This window comes from Frankia sp. CgJB1, assembly GCF_977947065.1.
The window spans coordinates 1-15,152 of the sequence record NZ_CDWTNB010000036.1 but is presented as its reverse complement, the minus strand read 5'-3'; the positions used below and the strand labels follow the sequence as shown (position 1 = coordinate 15,152).

15 protein-coding genes and 1 tRNA gene are annotated in these 15,152 nt (G+C 70.2%); 9 read left to right on the top strand and 7 right to left on the bottom strand.

Translation table 11 applies throughout. The features are described from left to right. Positions 1-4: 4 nt before the first annotated feature. Both AC08OT_RS06640 and mca read right to left on the bottom strand, forming a co-directional pair. Positions 5-412 (bottom strand): hypothetical protein, encoded by a 408-nt coding sequence (locus AC08OT_RS06640; protein WP_476592553.1) that lies wholly within the window; start codon positions 410-412, stop codon positions 5-7. Positions 413-615: 203 nt separating this feature from the next. Then, complete coding sequence (gene mca / locus AC08OT_RS06635) at positions 616-1,518, bottom strand: mycothiol conjugate amidase Mca (RefSeq protein ID WP_462185942.1); 903 nt, start codon at positions 1,516-1,518, stop codon at positions 616-618. A 449-nt stretch (positions 1,519-1,967) separates the two neighbouring features. Here mca and greA point away from each other — a divergent pair, with 449 nt between their 5' ends. From greA to AC08OT_RS06620, 3 genes are all read left to right on the top strand, one after another. Continuing rightward, entirely contained in the window at positions 1,968-2,450 is a 483-nt protein-coding gene (greA, locus tag AC08OT_RS06630; RefSeq protein WP_462185943.1) for a transcription elongation factor GreA, read from the top strand. A gap of 99 nt (positions 2,451-2,549) precedes the next feature. Beyond that, positions 2,550-4,001 (top strand): magnesium chelatase, encoded by a 1,452-nt coding sequence (locus AC08OT_RS06625; protein WP_476592554.1) that lies wholly within the window; start codon positions 2,550-2,552, stop codon positions 3,999-4,001. Positions 4,002-4,044: 43 nt separating this feature from the next. Further along, positions 4,045-6,039, top strand: coding sequence for a vWA domain-containing protein (locus AC08OT_RS06620; RefSeq protein ID WP_476592555.1), 1,995 nt, complete (start codon positions 4,045-4,047; stop codon positions 6,037-6,039). Here the strand turns inward: AC08OT_RS06620 and AC08OT_RS06615 are convergent. Then, on the bottom strand, positions 5,959-6,582 hold the full coding sequence (locus tag AC08OT_RS06615; protein WP_476592556.1) for a PadR family transcriptional regulator: 624 nt from the start codon (positions 6,580-6,582) through the stop codon (positions 5,959-5,961). The two genes, AC08OT_RS06620 and AC08OT_RS06615, sit on opposite strands and share 81 nt — an antisense overlap. A 210-nt stretch (positions 6,583-6,792) precedes the next feature. On the opposite strand from AC08OT_RS06615, the gene AC08OT_RS06610 reads away from it, so the two are divergent. After that, on the top strand, positions 6,793-7,944 hold the full coding sequence (locus AC08OT_RS06610) for a trypsin-like serine peptidase (RefSeq protein ID WP_476595256.1): 1,152 nt from the start codon (positions 6,793-6,795) through the stop codon (positions 7,942-7,944). A 55-nt stretch (positions 7,945-7,999) separates the two neighbouring features. Further along, the gene (locus tag AC08OT_RS06605) at positions 8,000-8,461 is read left to right on the top strand and encodes a hypothetical protein (protein ID WP_476594000.1); all 462 of its coding nucleotides are present in this window, start codon (positions 8,000-8,002) and stop codon (positions 8,459-8,461) included. Positions 8,462-8,500: 39 nt separating this feature from the next. On the opposite strand, the gene AC08OT_RS06600 is transcribed toward AC08OT_RS06605, so the two are convergent. Next, entirely contained in the window at positions 8,501-9,403 is a 903-nt protein-coding gene (locus AC08OT_RS06600; RefSeq protein WP_476593999.1) for an alpha/beta fold hydrolase, read from the bottom strand. Positions 9,404-9,599: 196 nt separating this feature from the next. Here AC08OT_RS06600 and AC08OT_RS06595 point away from each other — a divergent pair, with 196 nt between their 5' ends. Then, positions 9,600-11,276 (top strand): MBOAT family O-acyltransferase, encoded by a 1,677-nt coding sequence (locus AC08OT_RS06595; protein ID WP_476593998.1) that lies wholly within the window; start codon positions 9,600-9,602, stop codon positions 11,274-11,276. A 191-nt stretch (positions 11,277-11,467) separates the two neighbouring features. Then, positions 11,468-12,526 carry a DUF459 domain-containing protein gene (locus tag AC08OT_RS06590; protein ID WP_476593997.1) on the top strand — a complete coding sequence of 353 codons (1,059 nt, stop codon included), beginning with the start codon at positions 11,468-11,470 and terminating at the stop codon, positions 12,524-12,526. A gap of 43 nt (positions 12,527-12,569) precedes the next feature. Here AC08OT_RS06590 and AC08OT_RS06585 read toward each other — a convergent pair whose 3' ends face one another. Next, on the bottom strand, positions 12,570-12,950 hold the full coding sequence (locus tag AC08OT_RS06585; RefSeq protein WP_476593996.1) for a hypothetical protein: 381 nt from the start codon (positions 12,948-12,950) through the stop codon (positions 12,570-12,572). 109 nt (positions 12,951-13,059) lie between these two features. Between AC08OT_RS06585 and AC08OT_RS06580 the strand changes: the two genes are divergently transcribed. Next, positions 13,060-13,287, top strand: coding sequence for a DUF4287 domain-containing protein (locus tag AC08OT_RS06580; RefSeq protein ID WP_011438288.1), 228 nt, complete (start codon positions 13,060-13,062; stop codon positions 13,285-13,287). Between the two features lie 140 nt (positions 13,288-13,427). Further along, entirely contained in the window at positions 13,428-13,838 is a 411-nt protein-coding gene (locus AC08OT_RS06575) for a PPOX class F420-dependent oxidoreductase (protein ID WP_476593995.1), read from the top strand. Positions 13,839-13,936: 98 nt separating this feature from the next. Here the strand turns inward: AC08OT_RS06575 and AC08OT_RS06570 are convergent, their stop codons facing one another. After that, positions 13,937-14,695 carry a Bax inhibitor-1/YccA family protein gene (locus tag AC08OT_RS06570; RefSeq protein WP_476593994.1) on the bottom strand — a complete coding sequence of 253 codons (759 nt, stop codon included), beginning with the start codon at positions 14,693-14,695 and terminating at the stop codon, positions 13,937-13,939. A 229-nt stretch (positions 14,696-14,924) separates the two neighbouring features. Then, positions 14,925-14,999 (bottom strand) — tRNA-Leu (locus AC08OT_RS06565). Between the last annotated feature and the right edge of the window lie 153 nt (positions 15,000-15,152).

Genomic DNA, 15,152 nt, shown 5'->3' with positions numbered 1-15,152 from the left:
CCGCCTACCGATCGCTCCCCGCGGAGCCCGCGGGGGGTCCGGGCTGGGTCGGCAGGTCCAGCTGCTTGCCGCCACCCGCCGGGCCCGCCGGGCTACCGGCGCCGGCGGTGCCGGGGGTCTCCTCGACGACCTCCCCGTCGATAACCGGCGCATCTCCCCCGGGCAAGGCGGCGGAACCGCGCCCGCCACGGCGCCCGTCTCCACCGTCCAGCCGGCGCATCGCGTTCGGATCAGGATCGCCGCCGGCGAACTCGCCGCTGGCGACGTTCGACCGCATCCGGCGCAGGCTCTTCGAGAGGAAGAAGAAGATCACAATGGATGCCACGATCAGTGCCAGGACAACGAGGAACCCGACGGCTCCGGCGTCGATCTTCCTCTCGACCAGCACGGAAGCGGCGAAGACCTCGTTCACGGCCACGTCCTCACACCTGGTGTCCTCTGGTGTCCGCCACACCTGCTGTTACCGCCCGCCACGGGGACACTCCACGACGGGCGCCAGTTCCGACCCTACGCCCTGCCGTGCGAGCCCTCCGCCTCCGCGGCCACGCACCGTTGAATAGATCACATACTGTTCAAAAAGTCACATGCCGTCCAAAAGGTCACATCACCGGAAAGTCACACACCGTTGAACAGATCGTCTTCGGGCAGCATGCCGACCTCGATGAGAGAACGGGCTAGCTGGTAGTCCTCCGTCGGCCAAGCGTCCCGCTGCGCCTCCAGGGGTATCCGGAACCACCATCCGGTGGGGTCGACCTGGGTGGCGTGGGCGATCAGCGCCCGGTCGCGGGTCTCGAACCAGTCCGCGCACTCCACCTGGGTGGTGAGCCGACCGGTGTCCTCGGCGCGGTCGACCCACTCGGCCAGCCGCTCGGCATAGGGGGACTCCAGACCCCGGGCCATCATCTCCTCGTGGAGAGCGAGGATGCGCTCCTTGTGGAAGGTGAGGTGGTAATAGAGCTTGAGCGGCTGCCAGGGTTCGAGGCCGGCGTCGGCACCGACCTCGGGATAACGGTCGGGATCACCGGCCGCCTCGAACGCCTCCACACTGACCCGATGGGTCATGATGTGGTCGGGATGCGGATACCCGCCCGACTCATCGTAGGTCGTGATGACCTGCGGCCGGAACTGACGGATCAACCGGACCAGCGGACGGGCCGCCTCGTCGAGCGCGATGGTGGCGAACCGCCCGTCCGGAACGGGCGGCGGCGGATCGCCCTCAGGAAGCCCGGAGTCGACGAAGCCGAGCCACTCTTGGCGGACCCCGAGGATGAGCCGGGCAGCCTCCATCTCCTGCCTGCGGATCTCCGCCATCCGGGCGGCGACACCCGGCTGGTCCATCGCGGGATTGAGAATGCTGCCCTCCTCTCCCCCGGTACACGTGACCACGAGCACGTCGGCGCCCTCGCTGGCGTAACGTGCCATGGTGGCGGCGCCCTTGCTGGACTCGTCATCGGGGTGGGCGTGGATGGCCATCAAGCGCAGGCCATGCCGATCGTGGACCGCAGGCATGCGGCCCATTGTTCCTGATGCCCCGGCGTTCCTGATGCCCCGGCGTTGTTCCGAGCTCACTGGCCCGGGTGGTCCGAGCTCGCCCGGGGAACCGCCGGGGCCCGCCCCGCGTTCGGTCTAGAAAAGTCACCCAACGCCGTGGCACAACGCCGTGGCACAATGCACCGTCCGCGCATGCTTCGACGGCAGAGCTGCCGTCGACCGGCGCACCGACATCGTCGTCGGCCCGGTCCGAAGGGCCGATGGACGACGGCCGGTCCCGTCGTCCTCCCACCCCTGCGTGAAGCATTTGTGGTCGAGGTCGAAGGCAAGGGCTGTCGGATCACCCGTAAGGGCTGACCCGCCGGTCCGGGGCTTCCAGGCGGTCCAGACGCCGCCAGAGCCACCAAGCCCGACATCTTCCTTGATTCATTTTGGTATGATGGTCCTTTTGATGTTCACCGAGGAGCGTGACCCGCGTGACGCAGCAGACTTGGCTCACCCAGGAGGCATACGACCGGCTCCGCTCCGAGCTCGACTACCTGACCGGCCCGTGGCGTACGGAGATCGCGACCAAAATTGAAGCTGCCCGCGAGGAGGGCGACCTCAAGGAAAACGGCGGCTACCACGCGGCCAAGGAGGAGCAGGGCAAGCAGGAGGCTCGGATTCGCCAGCTCACGGACCTGCTGCGCGATGCCCAGGTCGGCGAGGCACCCGCGGCGACCGGCGAGGCCGGCCCCGGCACCGTCGTCGAGGTGCGCTTCCCCGGCGAACGGGAGACGGAGAAGTTCCTCATCGGCTCGCGCGAGGACCACAGCACGCCCATCGAGGTCTTCTCCCCGGCGTCCCCGCTGGGCGGCGCGGTGACCGGGCGCAAGGCGGGCGAGACCGTCTCCTACACGCTGCCCAACGGCCGTTCGGCCAAGGTCGAGATCGTCTCGGTGTCGCCCTACTCGGGCTGACTACGCCAGCAGCGGACGACTGCCGACCCGGCTGCGCGGGTGGCGGCATCGGCGTACCGTCGACGGGTGGAGGATCTGCCGGCACAGCCCAGTCATTCCATGCCACCGACCGTGGCATCTCCGGCCCACCCGCCGACGGCCGCCGCCTCGCGGCTCACCACCCTGGGTGAGCTGCGCCGCAGCGGGCACGCGCACCGCCCGGTGCGGACGGAGCTGCGCGACAACCTCGTCGCCCTGATGCGGGGCGACGGCCCCCGGTTCCCGGGCATCGTCGGTTTCGGCGAGACCGTCCTTCCCCAGGTCGAGCGGGCCATCCTGGCCGGTCACGACATCATCTTCCTCGGCGAGCGCGGGCAGGGCAAGACCCGACTCATCCGCACTCTGGTGAGCCTGCTCGACGAGTGGTCGCCGGCCGTCGCCGGCTGTGAGATCAACGACCACCCCTACGCGCCGGTCTGCGGCCGATGCCGCGCGCTGGCGGCCGATCTCGGTGACGCGCTGCCGGTGGTCTGGCGGCACCGCGGCGAGCGGTTCAGCGAGAAGCTCGCGGCCCCGGACACAAGCGTCGGCGACCTCATCGGCGACGTCGACCCGGTGAAAGTCGCCGAGGGCCGCACGCTCGGCGATCCCGAGACGGTCCACTACGGGCTGGTGCCGCGCACCAACCGCGGGATCTTCAGCGTCAACGAGCTGCCCGACCTCGCCGGACGGATCCAGGTCGCGCTGCTCAACGTGCTGGAGGAGCGGGACATCCAGGTCCGCGGCTACCTGCTCCGGCTGCCGCTGGACCTGCTGCTGGTCGCTTCGGCCAACCCCGAGGACTACACCAACCGAGGGCGGATCATCACGCCGCTCAAGGACCGGTTCGGCGCCGAGATCCGCACCCACTACCCGCTGCACCTCACCGACGAACTGGCGCTGATCCGCCAGGAGGCGGTGATGTCCTGGGCGGGGTCCCCGCTCGGCGCGCCGGAAATACCCGATCACCTGGTGGAGATCGTGGCCCGGTTCACCCGGCTGGTGCGCGACGCCCCCCAGGTCGACCAGCGCTCGGGGGTATCGGCCCGGCTGTCGGTGGCCGCGGCCGAGACGGTGGCGGCCTCGGCGGTCCGCCGCGCGGCGCTGACCGGCGAGGAGACGCCCACCGCACGGGTGGTCGACCTCGCCGCGATCGTCCCGGCAGTACGCGGCAAGGTCGAGTTCGACCAGCTGGAGGAGGACCGGGAGGACGAGGTCCTCGCGCTGCTGCTGCGCCGCGCGGTGGCCGAGACGTTCCGGGCGAGGCTGGCCGGCGCGGACCTCACCGGCCTGCAGGCCCGCTTCGACGCGGCTGGCCCGGTCGAGACCGGCGACCTGGTAGCGGCGGCCGAGCTGCTGCGCCGGGTCGGGCCGGTGCCCGGGCTCGCGGCGATCCTGACCAGGCTCGGCGTGGACGGGGCGGAGTCGCCGGGGCTCGCGGCGGCCGCACTGGAGCTGGCGATGGAGGGACTGCACCTCAACCGTCGGTTGGCCAAGGAAGAGCTTCCCGGACGGACCGTCTACGGCACCTGACCCGGCGGCACCTGACCTCGCACGGAAGCTTCCAGGAGGAACAGTGAGTTCCGGAACATTCCGTTATGGCCCGTGGGACGGCGGACCCGATCCACTCGCCTCCCCCTTCACCGCGTCCGACGCCCTGGATGAGATGTCCCGCCAGATTCTGGAGGGACGCACCCCGCGGGAGGCGCTGGAGTCGCTGCTGCGCCGGGGCATGCCGGGCCGGCGTGGTCTGGACGACATGCGCCGGGCCGTCGAGCGGCACCGGCGGGAGGCCCGGTCCCGCGGCCGGATGGACGGGACGCTCCAGGAGGTCCGCCGGCTGCTCGACACCGCCGTGGGCCAGGAACGGGCGGCGCTGTTCCCCGACCCCTCCGACGACGCCTGGCTGCGCGAGGCCGAGCTGGACGCGCTGCCCGCGGACCCCGCCCGTGCGGTGCGCTCGCTCGCCGAGTACGACTGGCGGTCCCCGCCGGCCCGCGAGACGTACGAGAAGATCTCCGAGCTGCTGCGTCGCGAGGTCCTCGATTCCCAGTTCAAGGGAATGAAGCAGGCCCTGGAAGGGGCCGCGCCCGAAGACTTCGCCCGGATCCGGGAGATGGTCGCCGCGCTCAACGCCCTGTTGGAGGCGGACGCCCGTGGTGAGGACACCGACGAGGCGTTCGCCCGGTTCATGCGGGAGTTCGGCGACTTCTTCCCGGAGAACCCCGGCTCGCTGGAGGAACTGGTCGACGCGCTGGCCCGCCGGGCCGCCGCCGCCGCGCGGTTACTGGCCGGGCTCACCCCGCAGCAGCGCTCCGAACTCGCCGACCTGATGTCCACGGCGATGGAGGACCTGGGGCTCGCCGTAGAGATGTCACGACTGGCGCAGGCGCTGCGCGCGTCCCGACCGGACCTCAACTGGGGTGGACGGGTGCGGGGGCGGGCCGGCCGGTTGGGCAACGGCCTGACCGGCGAGGAACCGCTCGGCCTCGGCGACGCCACCACCGCGCTGGAGGAGCTCGCGGAGCTGGACGAACTGGCCGCCGCGCTGGGGCAGGACTACGCCGGGGCATCCCTGGAGGACGTCGACCCCGAGGCGGTGGCCCGGGCGCTGGGCCGGTCCGCCGTCGACGATCTGCGGGGGCTGCAGGAGATCGAACGGGAGCTGGAACGGCAGGGATTCCTCACCCGCCGGGCCGGGAGCCTCGAGCTCACCCCACGGGCGGTGCGCCGGATCGGGCAGGCCGCGCTGGCCCGGATCTTCCGGCAGATCTCCGCCCGAGGCCGCGGGGATCACAGTGTGACCGACGCGGGTTCCGCCGGGGATCTGCTGGGCACCTCCCGGGCCTGGCAGTTCGGCGACACCCAGCCGATCGACGTCGTCCGCACAGTCCGCAACGCGGTGCTGCGCGGCGGTCCGCCCGGCCGGGGCCACCCGATCCGCCTGGCGGTGGCCGACTTCGAGGTCGCCGAGACGGAGCGCCGCGCCACGGCGGCGGTGTGCCTGCTCGTCGACCTGTCCTACTCGATGGCGCTGCGGGGCACCTGGGGCATCGCGAAGTCGACGGCACTCGCGCTGCACACGCTCGTCAGCACGTCGTTCCCGCAAGACAAGATCCACATTGTCGGCTTCTCGGACTACGCCCGGGAGCTGCGGCCGGTCGAGCTCGCCGGACTCGACTCCGAGATGGTGCAGGGCACGAACCTGCAGCACGCCCTGCTCATCGCGGGCCGGCTGCTGAGCCGCTACCCGCAGGCGGAGCCGGTCATCATGGTAGTCACCGACGGTGAGCCCACCGCGCACCTGCTGCGCGACGGGACTCCCTCGTTCTCCTGGCCGCCGATGCCCGAGACCCTGGAGCTGACCCTGGCCGAGGTCGACCGGCTCACCCGGCGCGGCGTGACCGTCAATGTGTTCATGCTCGACGACGAGCCACGGCTGGTGCAGTTCGTCGAGGAGATGGCCAGACGCAACGGCGGGCGGGTTCTCTCACCCGATCCCGCCGCCCTCGGCAACTACGTCATCCGGGACTACCTGCGGGCCCGGGGCAGGCACCGCACCGTCCGCTGACCGCCGCGCCGCCCCGCCCGGCTCGGCGGCGAGGCGTTCCCAGAACTCGACCGCGAGCTCCTCGTAGCCGAGCCCGAGATCGAGGGCCCGGCGCAGCGACCAGGCCAGGGCACCCGCGGGCAGCGCGGTCAGGGAGCGGTACACCTCCAGGTGAGCGCGATGCGCCGCCGCCTGGGCCCGCGCGAGCCGGCTGACATCACCCGGCCGGCCCAGATCGACGAATGCCAGCTTGAGCAAGCCGGGATCGCGCAGCTCGGTGCGCCCGGCCTCCGGGACGGCGAGCCACGCGGCCAACCTGCTCCGGCCGGCGCCGGTCAGGCGAAAGATCCACCGCCTGCGGCCGGACTCCTCCCGTTCCTCAGAAAGGAGTCCGGCCGCGGCAAGGCGGGGCGGCTCCTTGTAGAGCTGGGCGTACGGAAACGACCAGAAGTTACCGATCGAGCCGGCAACCGCGACCTTGAGCTCGTACGGAGTGGCACTGCCACACCGCGCTACCTCCCCCAGGACCAGATACGACACCGGCGTCAGCGCGATTCCAGCCATGGTCTCGATGATATGGCTTGAATGATACGGGTTGATAGGTACTGTCTTTTCCGGACTATCTACCACATAGCTGTCTTACGCCTACAGTCCTCTCCAGCCGACCCATGGAGATGGGTCGACGAGGCCGGGAGGTGTTGCCCGCCGACCCACCCGTCCCACAACGCCCGCGAGCCGCCACAGAAGGCGACAGTACTGCTACTCTGCGCTGTCGTGACGTCACGGAGTGCAGACCAGGAGTGCGAGGGGCGGGCGGGCGCGGCACGCCTCCGACCACTCCCGCCGACGGATGTACCCGGCGCCACCCGAGCCCGCCCACGCCCGCCCGCGCGATCGAGGCTCGCCGTCGCGATCCTGCTGACGGCGGGCGTCGCGCTGGCACCCGCGGCCCTTCCGGCCAGCCCCGCCCAGGCGGCGTCGGCCACCGGGCGAGGGGGCGCGCCGATTGCCGCCACGTACCCGGGATCCACCGCGGGACAGCTCCTCTCGGCGCCGGGGGCGGTGACCCTCGCCGAGCAGCGCGAGGTCGAACGGTACTGGAGCGCGGAGCGGCGGGCCCGAGCCTTCGGGGCCCGCACGAACGACCATGCCGATGCCGCCCCCCTCAGTCCCGGGCCGGCCCCGCCTGCCGTCGGCGGCTCCGAAACGGCCGCGAGCGGCGCTCCCCCGCCCCCGAGCGCCGGAATGCCCTACACCCGGGGCGGGCTGGTGACCACGACCACCGGCCGGTTGTTCGCCACCATCGGCGGCGGTGACTACGCCTGCTCCGCGAGCGTCGTGTCCAGCCCCAATCGTGACCTCGTAGTCACCGCGGGGCACTGCGTGCACGGCGGTACCGGGGAACAGTTCGCGCGGAACGTCATCTTCATCCCCGGGTTCGACAACGGCGCGATGCCCTACGGCATCTGGACCGCCCGCCGGCTCACCGTGACGTCCGGTTGGGCCCATCGGGGCGACTTCGACGTCGACACCGGCTTCGCCCTGTTCAACCCGTCCCCGTCCCGCGGCCGTCATCTCGAGGACACGGTCGGGTCCCAGGGCATCGCCTTCGATCTTCCGGGGACGTATCCGCAGTACACCTTCGGCTACCCACGGCTGCCCCCCTACGACGGCAGCCAGCTCGTCTACTGCGCCGGCCCCGGCTTCGGCGACCCCTACGGCAGCCCGTCGATCGGCGTCGCCTGCCGCATGACGGCCGGCGCCAGCGGCGGGCCACTGCTCACCGGCCTCGGCCGGCTCGGTTCCGGGCACGGCTGGGTCAACGGGGTGATCAGCTACGCCTATGCCGGAGTCAACGACAAGCTATACGGAACTCACTTCGGCGACGTGGTGAAGTCACTCTACTATCAGTCCTACCGGCTCTAGCGGATCGCCGTCCCCCGGGATACAGCCGGCTGACGACGATCGATACCTTCTGTGCATGCCGCATTCGGGCAGCTTCGGGCTCCTCCTGACCGTGCACGTCGTCGTCGGGGTCCTCGTCATCGGTCCACTGACACTGATCACCGTGGTCACCCCGCGCCTGCTGCGGTTGGGGGCCGGCGCCCTGCCGATCCTGCGCCTGTGCGTGCGGATGATCCGGGCCCTCACGCTCGCCTCACTGCTCATCGTCGTGACGGGCCTCGGGCTGGTGAATCAGGGATCATTCGGCAGCGTGCGGTCGCTGGGCGACCCCTGGCTGTCGGGTGCCCTCGTGCTGTGGGTGGTGGCCACGGGGATCTCGCTGGGCATAATCGCGCCCGGGCTCGCCCACGCCGTCAAGGAGATCGACGCGGGCGGTGACACGCATCGGCGTACCCTTCCAATCATGGGGGGTGTCGCCGTGAGCACCGCCTGCTGGGTACTGATCATTGCTTCCATGGTCATCAAACCCGGGACCTGACTCGGCCGGGCCACCGCGACGATCCGGGCGGGTCGGCGCTCAGCTCGCCTGCGCGAGCGTCCCGCGACGATCGACTCCCCCGCGATGCACGACATCGTCAAGCTTGTCCAGGATGCGGCCCCAGACCTGGCGGGGGAGCTCATGCCCCATCCCGTCGATCTCCAGCAGCTCCGCGAGCGGGATCGCCGCAGCCGTCAACCGACCACCGAGGACCGGGACGAGCGGGTCCGCGTCACCGTGGACGACGAGGGTGGGGACCGGGAGCCGCGCGAGCCCGGGGGTGCGGTCGGGCGCCGCGAGCACGGCGGCGATCTGGCGCATGGCCCCGACCGGGTTCGGGCGACGGCCCCATTGGATCTCGGCCCGCCGCCGCAGCCACGCCACGTCCGGCTCGAACAGCGGCGAGCCCAGGACCTCCTGTGCCTCGTGCCCGGCGAGGACGAACTCCTCCAGGTCGGCCGGCGCCGGCCGCAGGAATAGCGCGATCGCCTCGGCGGTCGGCTGCACCCGGTGGTCACCCGGATGGGACATCATCGAGGTGAGGCTGCGCACCCGCTCGGGGTTCCCGAGGGCCGCGATCTGGGCGATCATGCCACCCATCGAGCTGCCCATCAGGTGCGCCGACTCGATTCCGAGGGCGGTCAGCAGGCCGATTGCGTCCGCGGCCAGGTCCTCGAGCCGGTAGGGGGCGAGGTCGAAGCGACCGCTCAGGATCGCTGCCAGGTCGGGCCGACCGAGCTGGTCGAGATGAGTGGACAGTCCCACGTCCCGGTTGTCGAAGATGATCGTTCGATAACCGCGACGGCCGAGCGCGGCCAGCAGGTCCGGGTGCCAGCCTACGAGCTGCTGCCCGAGGCCGCCGATCAGGAGCAGCGGCAACCCGTCCTCGTCGCCGTGGATCTCGTAGGCGAGGTCGATGCCGTTGACCGAGACGATGCCCATGGTCGGAAGGTAGCCATCCCATGGCGCCGGCGCACGAGTTCCGCCGGCAATCGGCCGGAGGTCACCCGAAAGGGCCAGGCGGATGCCGGCAGCGCGGCCGTCGAGCGGCGAACACCCCACCCGTCAACTACTTTAGGTAATCACTCGACCTCCTATAGCGATTATCCTGCTGGGCAACCCCACCGGACGGGCACACGTGATCTTTCCGACGATCGAGTTTGCGGCGTTCCTTGTCGTGGTGCTGGCGATCTCCTGGCTGCTGATGCCCCGGCCGAGGCTGTGGAAGCCGTTCATCCTCGGGGCGTCGTATTTCTTCTACGGCTTCGCGGACGCGCGCTTCGTGCTGCTGATCGTGGCCTCCACCTTGATCAACCAGGGCGCCGTCGTCGCGATCCACCGCTGGCGCGACCGCCGCATCCTCATCGCCGCGATCGTCTGCGACCTCGGCCTGCTCGGCTGGTTCAAGTACTACAGCTTCTTCGCCCTGTCGGTGGACCGCGCGCTGGCCGAGATCGGCCTCCCCACAGCGCTGCCCCTGCTCCAGGTGGCGCTGCCGATCGGGATCTCGTTCTTCACCTTCCAGGCGCTGTCCTACGTCATCGACGTCCATCGCGGCACCAGCGCACCCGCGTCGCTGCTGGACTTCGCCGTGTACGAGGCGTTCTTCCCGCACCTGGTCGCCGGTCCCATCGTGCGTGCGCGCGAGTTCATCCCCCAGCTCGCCACGCCACGGGACCCGAACCAGGTCCAAGCCACCCGGGCCGTGTTCCTGATCGTGGGCGGCTTGGTCAAGAAGGTGGTGCTCGCCGACCTGATCGCCTCGCGCCTCGTCGACCCCGTCTTCGACGCGCCCGGCCAGCACTCGTCGCTGGAGATCGCCACGGCCGTCTACGGCTACGCCGTGCAGATCTACTGTGACTTCTCGGCGTACTCCGACATCGCGATCGGGATCGCCCTCCTGCTCGGCTTCCGCTTCCCGGATAACTTCGACCGTCCCTACGCGGCCACCACCCTGCAGGACTTCTGGCGCCGCTGGCACATGACCCTGTCCCGATGGCTCCGGGACTACGTCTACCTACCACTCGGAGGGAACCGGAAGGGGCGTCGGCGCACCTACCTCAACATCATGATTACCATGACTCTGGGTGGTCTCTGGCACGGCGCCGCCTGGACGTTCGTCCTGTGGGGAGCGCTGCACGGCGGTGGCCTGGTGACCGAACGCCGGATACGTGCCCGACGGGCGGACCGGATCCGGGCGACGGAATGGGCACGAGCCACGGGGCAGGCCCGAGCCACAGGACAGGAGCAGATCACGGGACAGGCCGAATCGGCGGGGCTCTCCGCGATGCCGCTACCCCGGCCGGGATCGGAGAGCCCCGCACCGGTCCTTTCCCCTGGCGGATCCAGCGCCGTTGCTGGTCCCGGTCTCGCTGCCGGCTCCAGCACCGCCGACAGCCCCGCGGGGACGCCGACCACGGCGAGCCGCAGGACGATCACCGCCACACAGGCCTCACTTCCCGAAGCGGCCCCCAATCCGATCCGCGCCTGGGCCGGCCGGCTGGCCGTCTTCCACTTCGTGTGTGCCACCTGGGTCCTGTTCCGAGCGCCCGACCTGGCAACGGCGCGCGAGCTCGCCGTCCGGCTGTTCACCGCGGGCGGACCGGCGCCGCTGGTCACTCCGACGGTCCTCGCCGCCATCGGGGTGGGACTGGCCACCGCCGCCGTCCCGCGCGCCTGGTGGATCCACGCGCAGGTCGCCTTCGCCCAACTGCGCCTTGGCGCCCAGATCGCGCTGCTCACCCTGAGCATCATGATCATTTATGCGATCGTCGGCCCGCAGGACGTCGCGCCGTTCATCTACTTCCACTTCTGAGTCACGCTCGCCTGCTCTCCCCGTCCCGATCCCGGTGCCGGAGCCGGTGCCGGAGCGTTGCCCCGGCCGGGGCCGCCCAGGCCGGACGATACGAGCGGCGGAGAGCGGAGCCTTGACTTAAGGTAATCGAACAACAACGCCTGATCACATTCCGGGACATCTGTGACCTGCGCCGACGAAGCCGAGGGACGATGACTGAGCGTGAAGATCCGGCGCCACCGGGGCCACCGGGGCCACCGGCGACCGCACCCGCGGCGACCACCGGCGTCGTCCGGGCCCGGCAGGCCTTCCTGCTGGTAGCCGTCACCCTGGGTCTGCTGGCGGTGCTCCGCGCCTCAGCGATGATGCACGGGGGCGAGGGCATGCGCCCAGGACTCACCCGCACGCTCGTGCTGGGCATGGCCCGGCCGATCGAACGGATCACCCGGACCGTCCACCTCGACGAACCGGACCGGTGGTTGTCGCGCGCGTTCGGTCACGACGCCAAGCCCGGCGGCACCTTCTCCGAGCTGGCATCGGCGGCCAGTCGGGCTGAAGCCGAGCCCGATCACCCTGGCGCCTCCGGGCCGGGCGCCGCCGGTTCCCACCGCTCCCCACTGCCACCGCGCCACCCGACCGCGGCCGATCCGCTGCGCGTCCTGGTCACCGGGGACTCGCTGACAGAATCACTCGGTCCGACCATCATGAACAGTGCGCCCGCCACGATCCGGGCACAGACCGAGACGCGGTTCGGCACGGGCCTGGTGCGGCCCGACTTCTTCGACTGGGCCACCCATGCCCGGGCGCAGATCACGCAGCGCAACCCGGAGCTGGTGATCGTCGCCATGGGCGGGAACGACGGCCAGGGCATCACGCTTCCGGACGGAACCGTCCTGCCGGCCGGATCGGACGCGTGGGCCGCCGAGTACCGACGGCGTGCCATCGTCGTGATGCGGATCTGGAGCGGCGACGGGGCCCGCCGAGTGCTGTGGCTCAGCCTCCCGCCGGCCCGGCCGGACCAGCTGAACGGCTACTTCCGCCGACTGAACGAGGCGACCCTCGACGCCACGACCAGGGTGGTCGGAGCCCGATATCTCGACCTCACCCCGTGGTTGTCGAAGAACGGCGCGTACAGCGACTACCTCACCGGCACGGACGGTAACACCGTCCTGGCCCGGGCCCGTGACGGCGTGCACCTGAGTCTCGACGGCGCGCGGATCGCCGCGGGACACATTCTGGAGACCGTGCGCAGCACGTGGAACCTGCGGTGAACGACGATCGGAGCGACCGGCGGAGGCCGGACCGAGCGAACGCTCAACGGGGGCGGAACCCGAAGCCCGCGCCGTCCAGATCCCGGCGGGCAGCCAGCACCGCGACCCGGGCGGCGGCCAGGACGTCGCGACCGGACGGCGCCGCCGCACCGGACACCGAGATCGCGGCGACCAGATCGTCGGCGAGGACCGCGAGCTGGTCGGTCAGGGCGTGCGGCGCCAGCCGCGGTGGACGAGCGCGGGCCGGCACTCCCGTGCCGGCCCGCTCGCCGAGCGATGCCAGTTCGTCGAGCAGCCGAACGGCCCGCTCCGCCCTGGTGCCACCGGATTCCACCGGAACATCCCATGATGACCCGGACCAGCACCGAAGGCGGTGAATCAGCAGGCCGACCTCACGGGTGAGATCACGGACCTCGTCGGACATCCGGGCAGGATACCTGACGATGACGGGAACGGGTCTTGCTCTCTACTGTGGTATAGGGCACCCTCCAGACATGGTCCGTTGACGTCGGGTTTCATCTCAGGAGGCGCGCATGTCGCTGAACCGCTCCGCCCAGACCCACCAGATCCTCATCGAACGGATACCGAAGGCAACCGGCCACGACGTGAACCACTGGCTCGATCGGCTCGACGACGGACCCGGCCTGCTCCGCTTCGCGGAGCGCGTCAACTGGCTGCGAGCCGAGCACGACCTGCCGCACTGCTATGCGGCGGCCCTGGTCCATGAGGCCGATCTGCGGCGGCGGGCGATCCGCGCGTAGGCACCTCGGCAGCGTCGAACGCGCAGGCTCAGCCGCCCGGTGAGGTATCGAGGTAAGGCGCGGGTACCCGGCGCGGGACGCGGACGCGGTCCGCACCGTTGACGCGCCGGGTCGACCACCGGGCACATCACAATGACTACATGGACCTCGACGCAGCCACGGAGTTCGTACGCGATCATCACCGGGCGGTACTCAGCACCACCCACCGGGACGGCACGCCCCAGATGTCACCGGTGACCGTCGGGGTGGATACCGACGGGCATCTGCAGATCAGCAGCCGGCTCACCGCCTACAAGGTCCGCCACATCGAGCGGGATCCGACCGTACGGATCTGTGTGTTCCCCGATGAGTTCTTCGGGCCCTGGGTGCAGATCAACGGAACCGCCGAAGTCATCCGGCTACCGGCGGCGATGGACCTCCTGATCGCCTATTACCGAGACATCGCGGGTGAGCATCCCGACTGGGACAACTACCGGGCGGCGATGATCCGCGATCAGCGATGCATCATCCAGATCACTCCGCGGTCGGCGGGGCCGGACGTCTCCGGCTGAGGACCAGGCTTGAGGACACCGTTGCATAAGAGCGCCCTGACCCTGCCCGCCCTGACCTGATCGTCGGCGGGGCCTCGGCCCCACGACGGACCCGCGCGCTACTGCCGCAGCTTGGAGAGCAGGCGCAGCATCTCCAGGTAGACCCAGACGAAGCCGATCAGCAGGCCGAATCCCGCCCGCCACGCCTCGGAACGCGGCGCATGGGACTCGATCGCCCGCTCGATGTAGTCGAAGTCGAGGATGAACTGCAGGCTCGCGACGCCGAGCACGAGCACGCTGAACAGGATGCCGAGCGGCGTCGCATCGTTGATCACCGGCAGGTGGCTTCCACTGGTGGCCCTGATCACGAGGTCGGTCAGGCCGAGGAGCACGATCCCGAGGAGCACGCCGAACACGATGCGGGCCATCCGGGGGGTGGCTCGCAGCCGGCCGCTACGGTAGGCAACCAGCATCGCGACGAAGATCAGACCGGTCCCGAGCAGGGCCTGTGGGATGATGCCGTTGAAGGTGTCCTCGTAGTAGCGCGAGACCGCCCCGACCGCCACCCCTTCGATCAGGGCAAAGGCGATGATGAGCGGCGGACTGATCAGGTTGCGAAACGAGACGAACAGGCTGATCGTCAGGGCGACGAGGCCGGCCCCCAGCGCAATGCCGGGCGAGTCCGGTGCGAGGGCCCAGCCGACCGCGCCACCGGCCGCCAGCAGCGCGAACAGCCCCAGCGTGTGCACGACGACGTCGTCGATCGTGAGGGTGGTGGGCTGGCGGTAGTGGCTCGCCAGCTCCTCGGGGGTCGGCGTGGGAGGAGACGCGAAACCACCACGACGGAACGCGGGGTTCGAGGAACGAAGGTCGGCCATGGAGCCGGCTCCTCTCGGTCGCCTCCGGGGAGGCATCACCCTCGGTGACTACAGCCTACGTCACCGTATGGAACGTTCCTTGGGACGCAGGAGTTCCCGGCGCACCGGACACGGTGGACGGCGACAAGACATCGCGACGCACGCCCACGCGCATCCTCACAGCGACGAAGCCTTCCCCTCGTCGGCCGCGGTTCATCGGTCAGATGCCCGGATGACCGAGAAAGGATTGTGCCGGTGGTCGGAGTCGAACCGACACTCGAGCTGTTTTTAGGACAGCCTCCTCTACCAGTTGGGATACACCGGCTCGTCTACATCGCTGATGTTTCTACCACGCTACGTAGGGTCTGGGAATAACACATGCGGAAAAAGTGGTCCGGAGATGGCGGCACGACCGAAAGCGTGACTCATCGTGACGAGGATGTCGACTGTTCGCCATCCCCTTCGATCAGTGGACAAC

Coding starts and splice junctions, on each gene's coding strand:
- AC08OT_RS06590 (WP_476593997.1), top strand. CDS start 11,468: ATGACTGAGCGTGAAGATCCGGCGCCACCGGGGCCACCGGGGCCACCG.
- AC08OT_RS06570 (WP_476593994.1), bottom strand. CDS start 14,695: ATGGCCGACCTTCGTTCCTCGAACCCCGCGTTCCGTCGTGGTGGTTTC.
- mca (WP_462185942.1), bottom strand. CDS start 1,518: ATGGGCCGCATGCCTGCGGTCCACGATCGGCATGGCCTGCGCTTGATG.
- AC08OT_RS06600 (WP_476593999.1), bottom strand. CDS start 9,403: ATGGGCATCGTCTCGGTCAACGGCATCGACCTCGCCTACGAGATCCAC.
- AC08OT_RS06575 (WP_476593995.1), top strand. CDS start 13,428: ATGGACCTCGACGCAGCCACGGAGTTCGTACGCGATCATCACCGGGCG.
- AC08OT_RS06585 (WP_476593996.1), bottom strand. CDS start 12,950: ATGTCCGACGAGGTCCGTGATCTCACCCGTGAGGTCGGCCTGCTGATT.
- AC08OT_RS06580 (WP_011438288.1), top strand. CDS start 13,060: ATGTCGCTGAACCGCTCCGCCCAGACCCACCAGATCCTCATCGAACGG.
- AC08OT_RS06615 (WP_476592556.1), bottom strand. CDS start 6,582: ATGGCTGGAATCGCGCTGACGCCGGTGTCGTATCTGGTCCTGGGGGAG.
- AC08OT_RS06605 (WP_476594000.1), top strand. CDS start 8,000: ATGCCGCATTCGGGCAGCTTCGGGCTCCTCCTGACCGTGCACGTCGTC.
- AC08OT_RS06625 (WP_476592554.1), top strand. CDS start 2,550: ATGCCACCGACCGTGGCATCTCCGGCCCACCCGCCGACGGCCGCCGCC.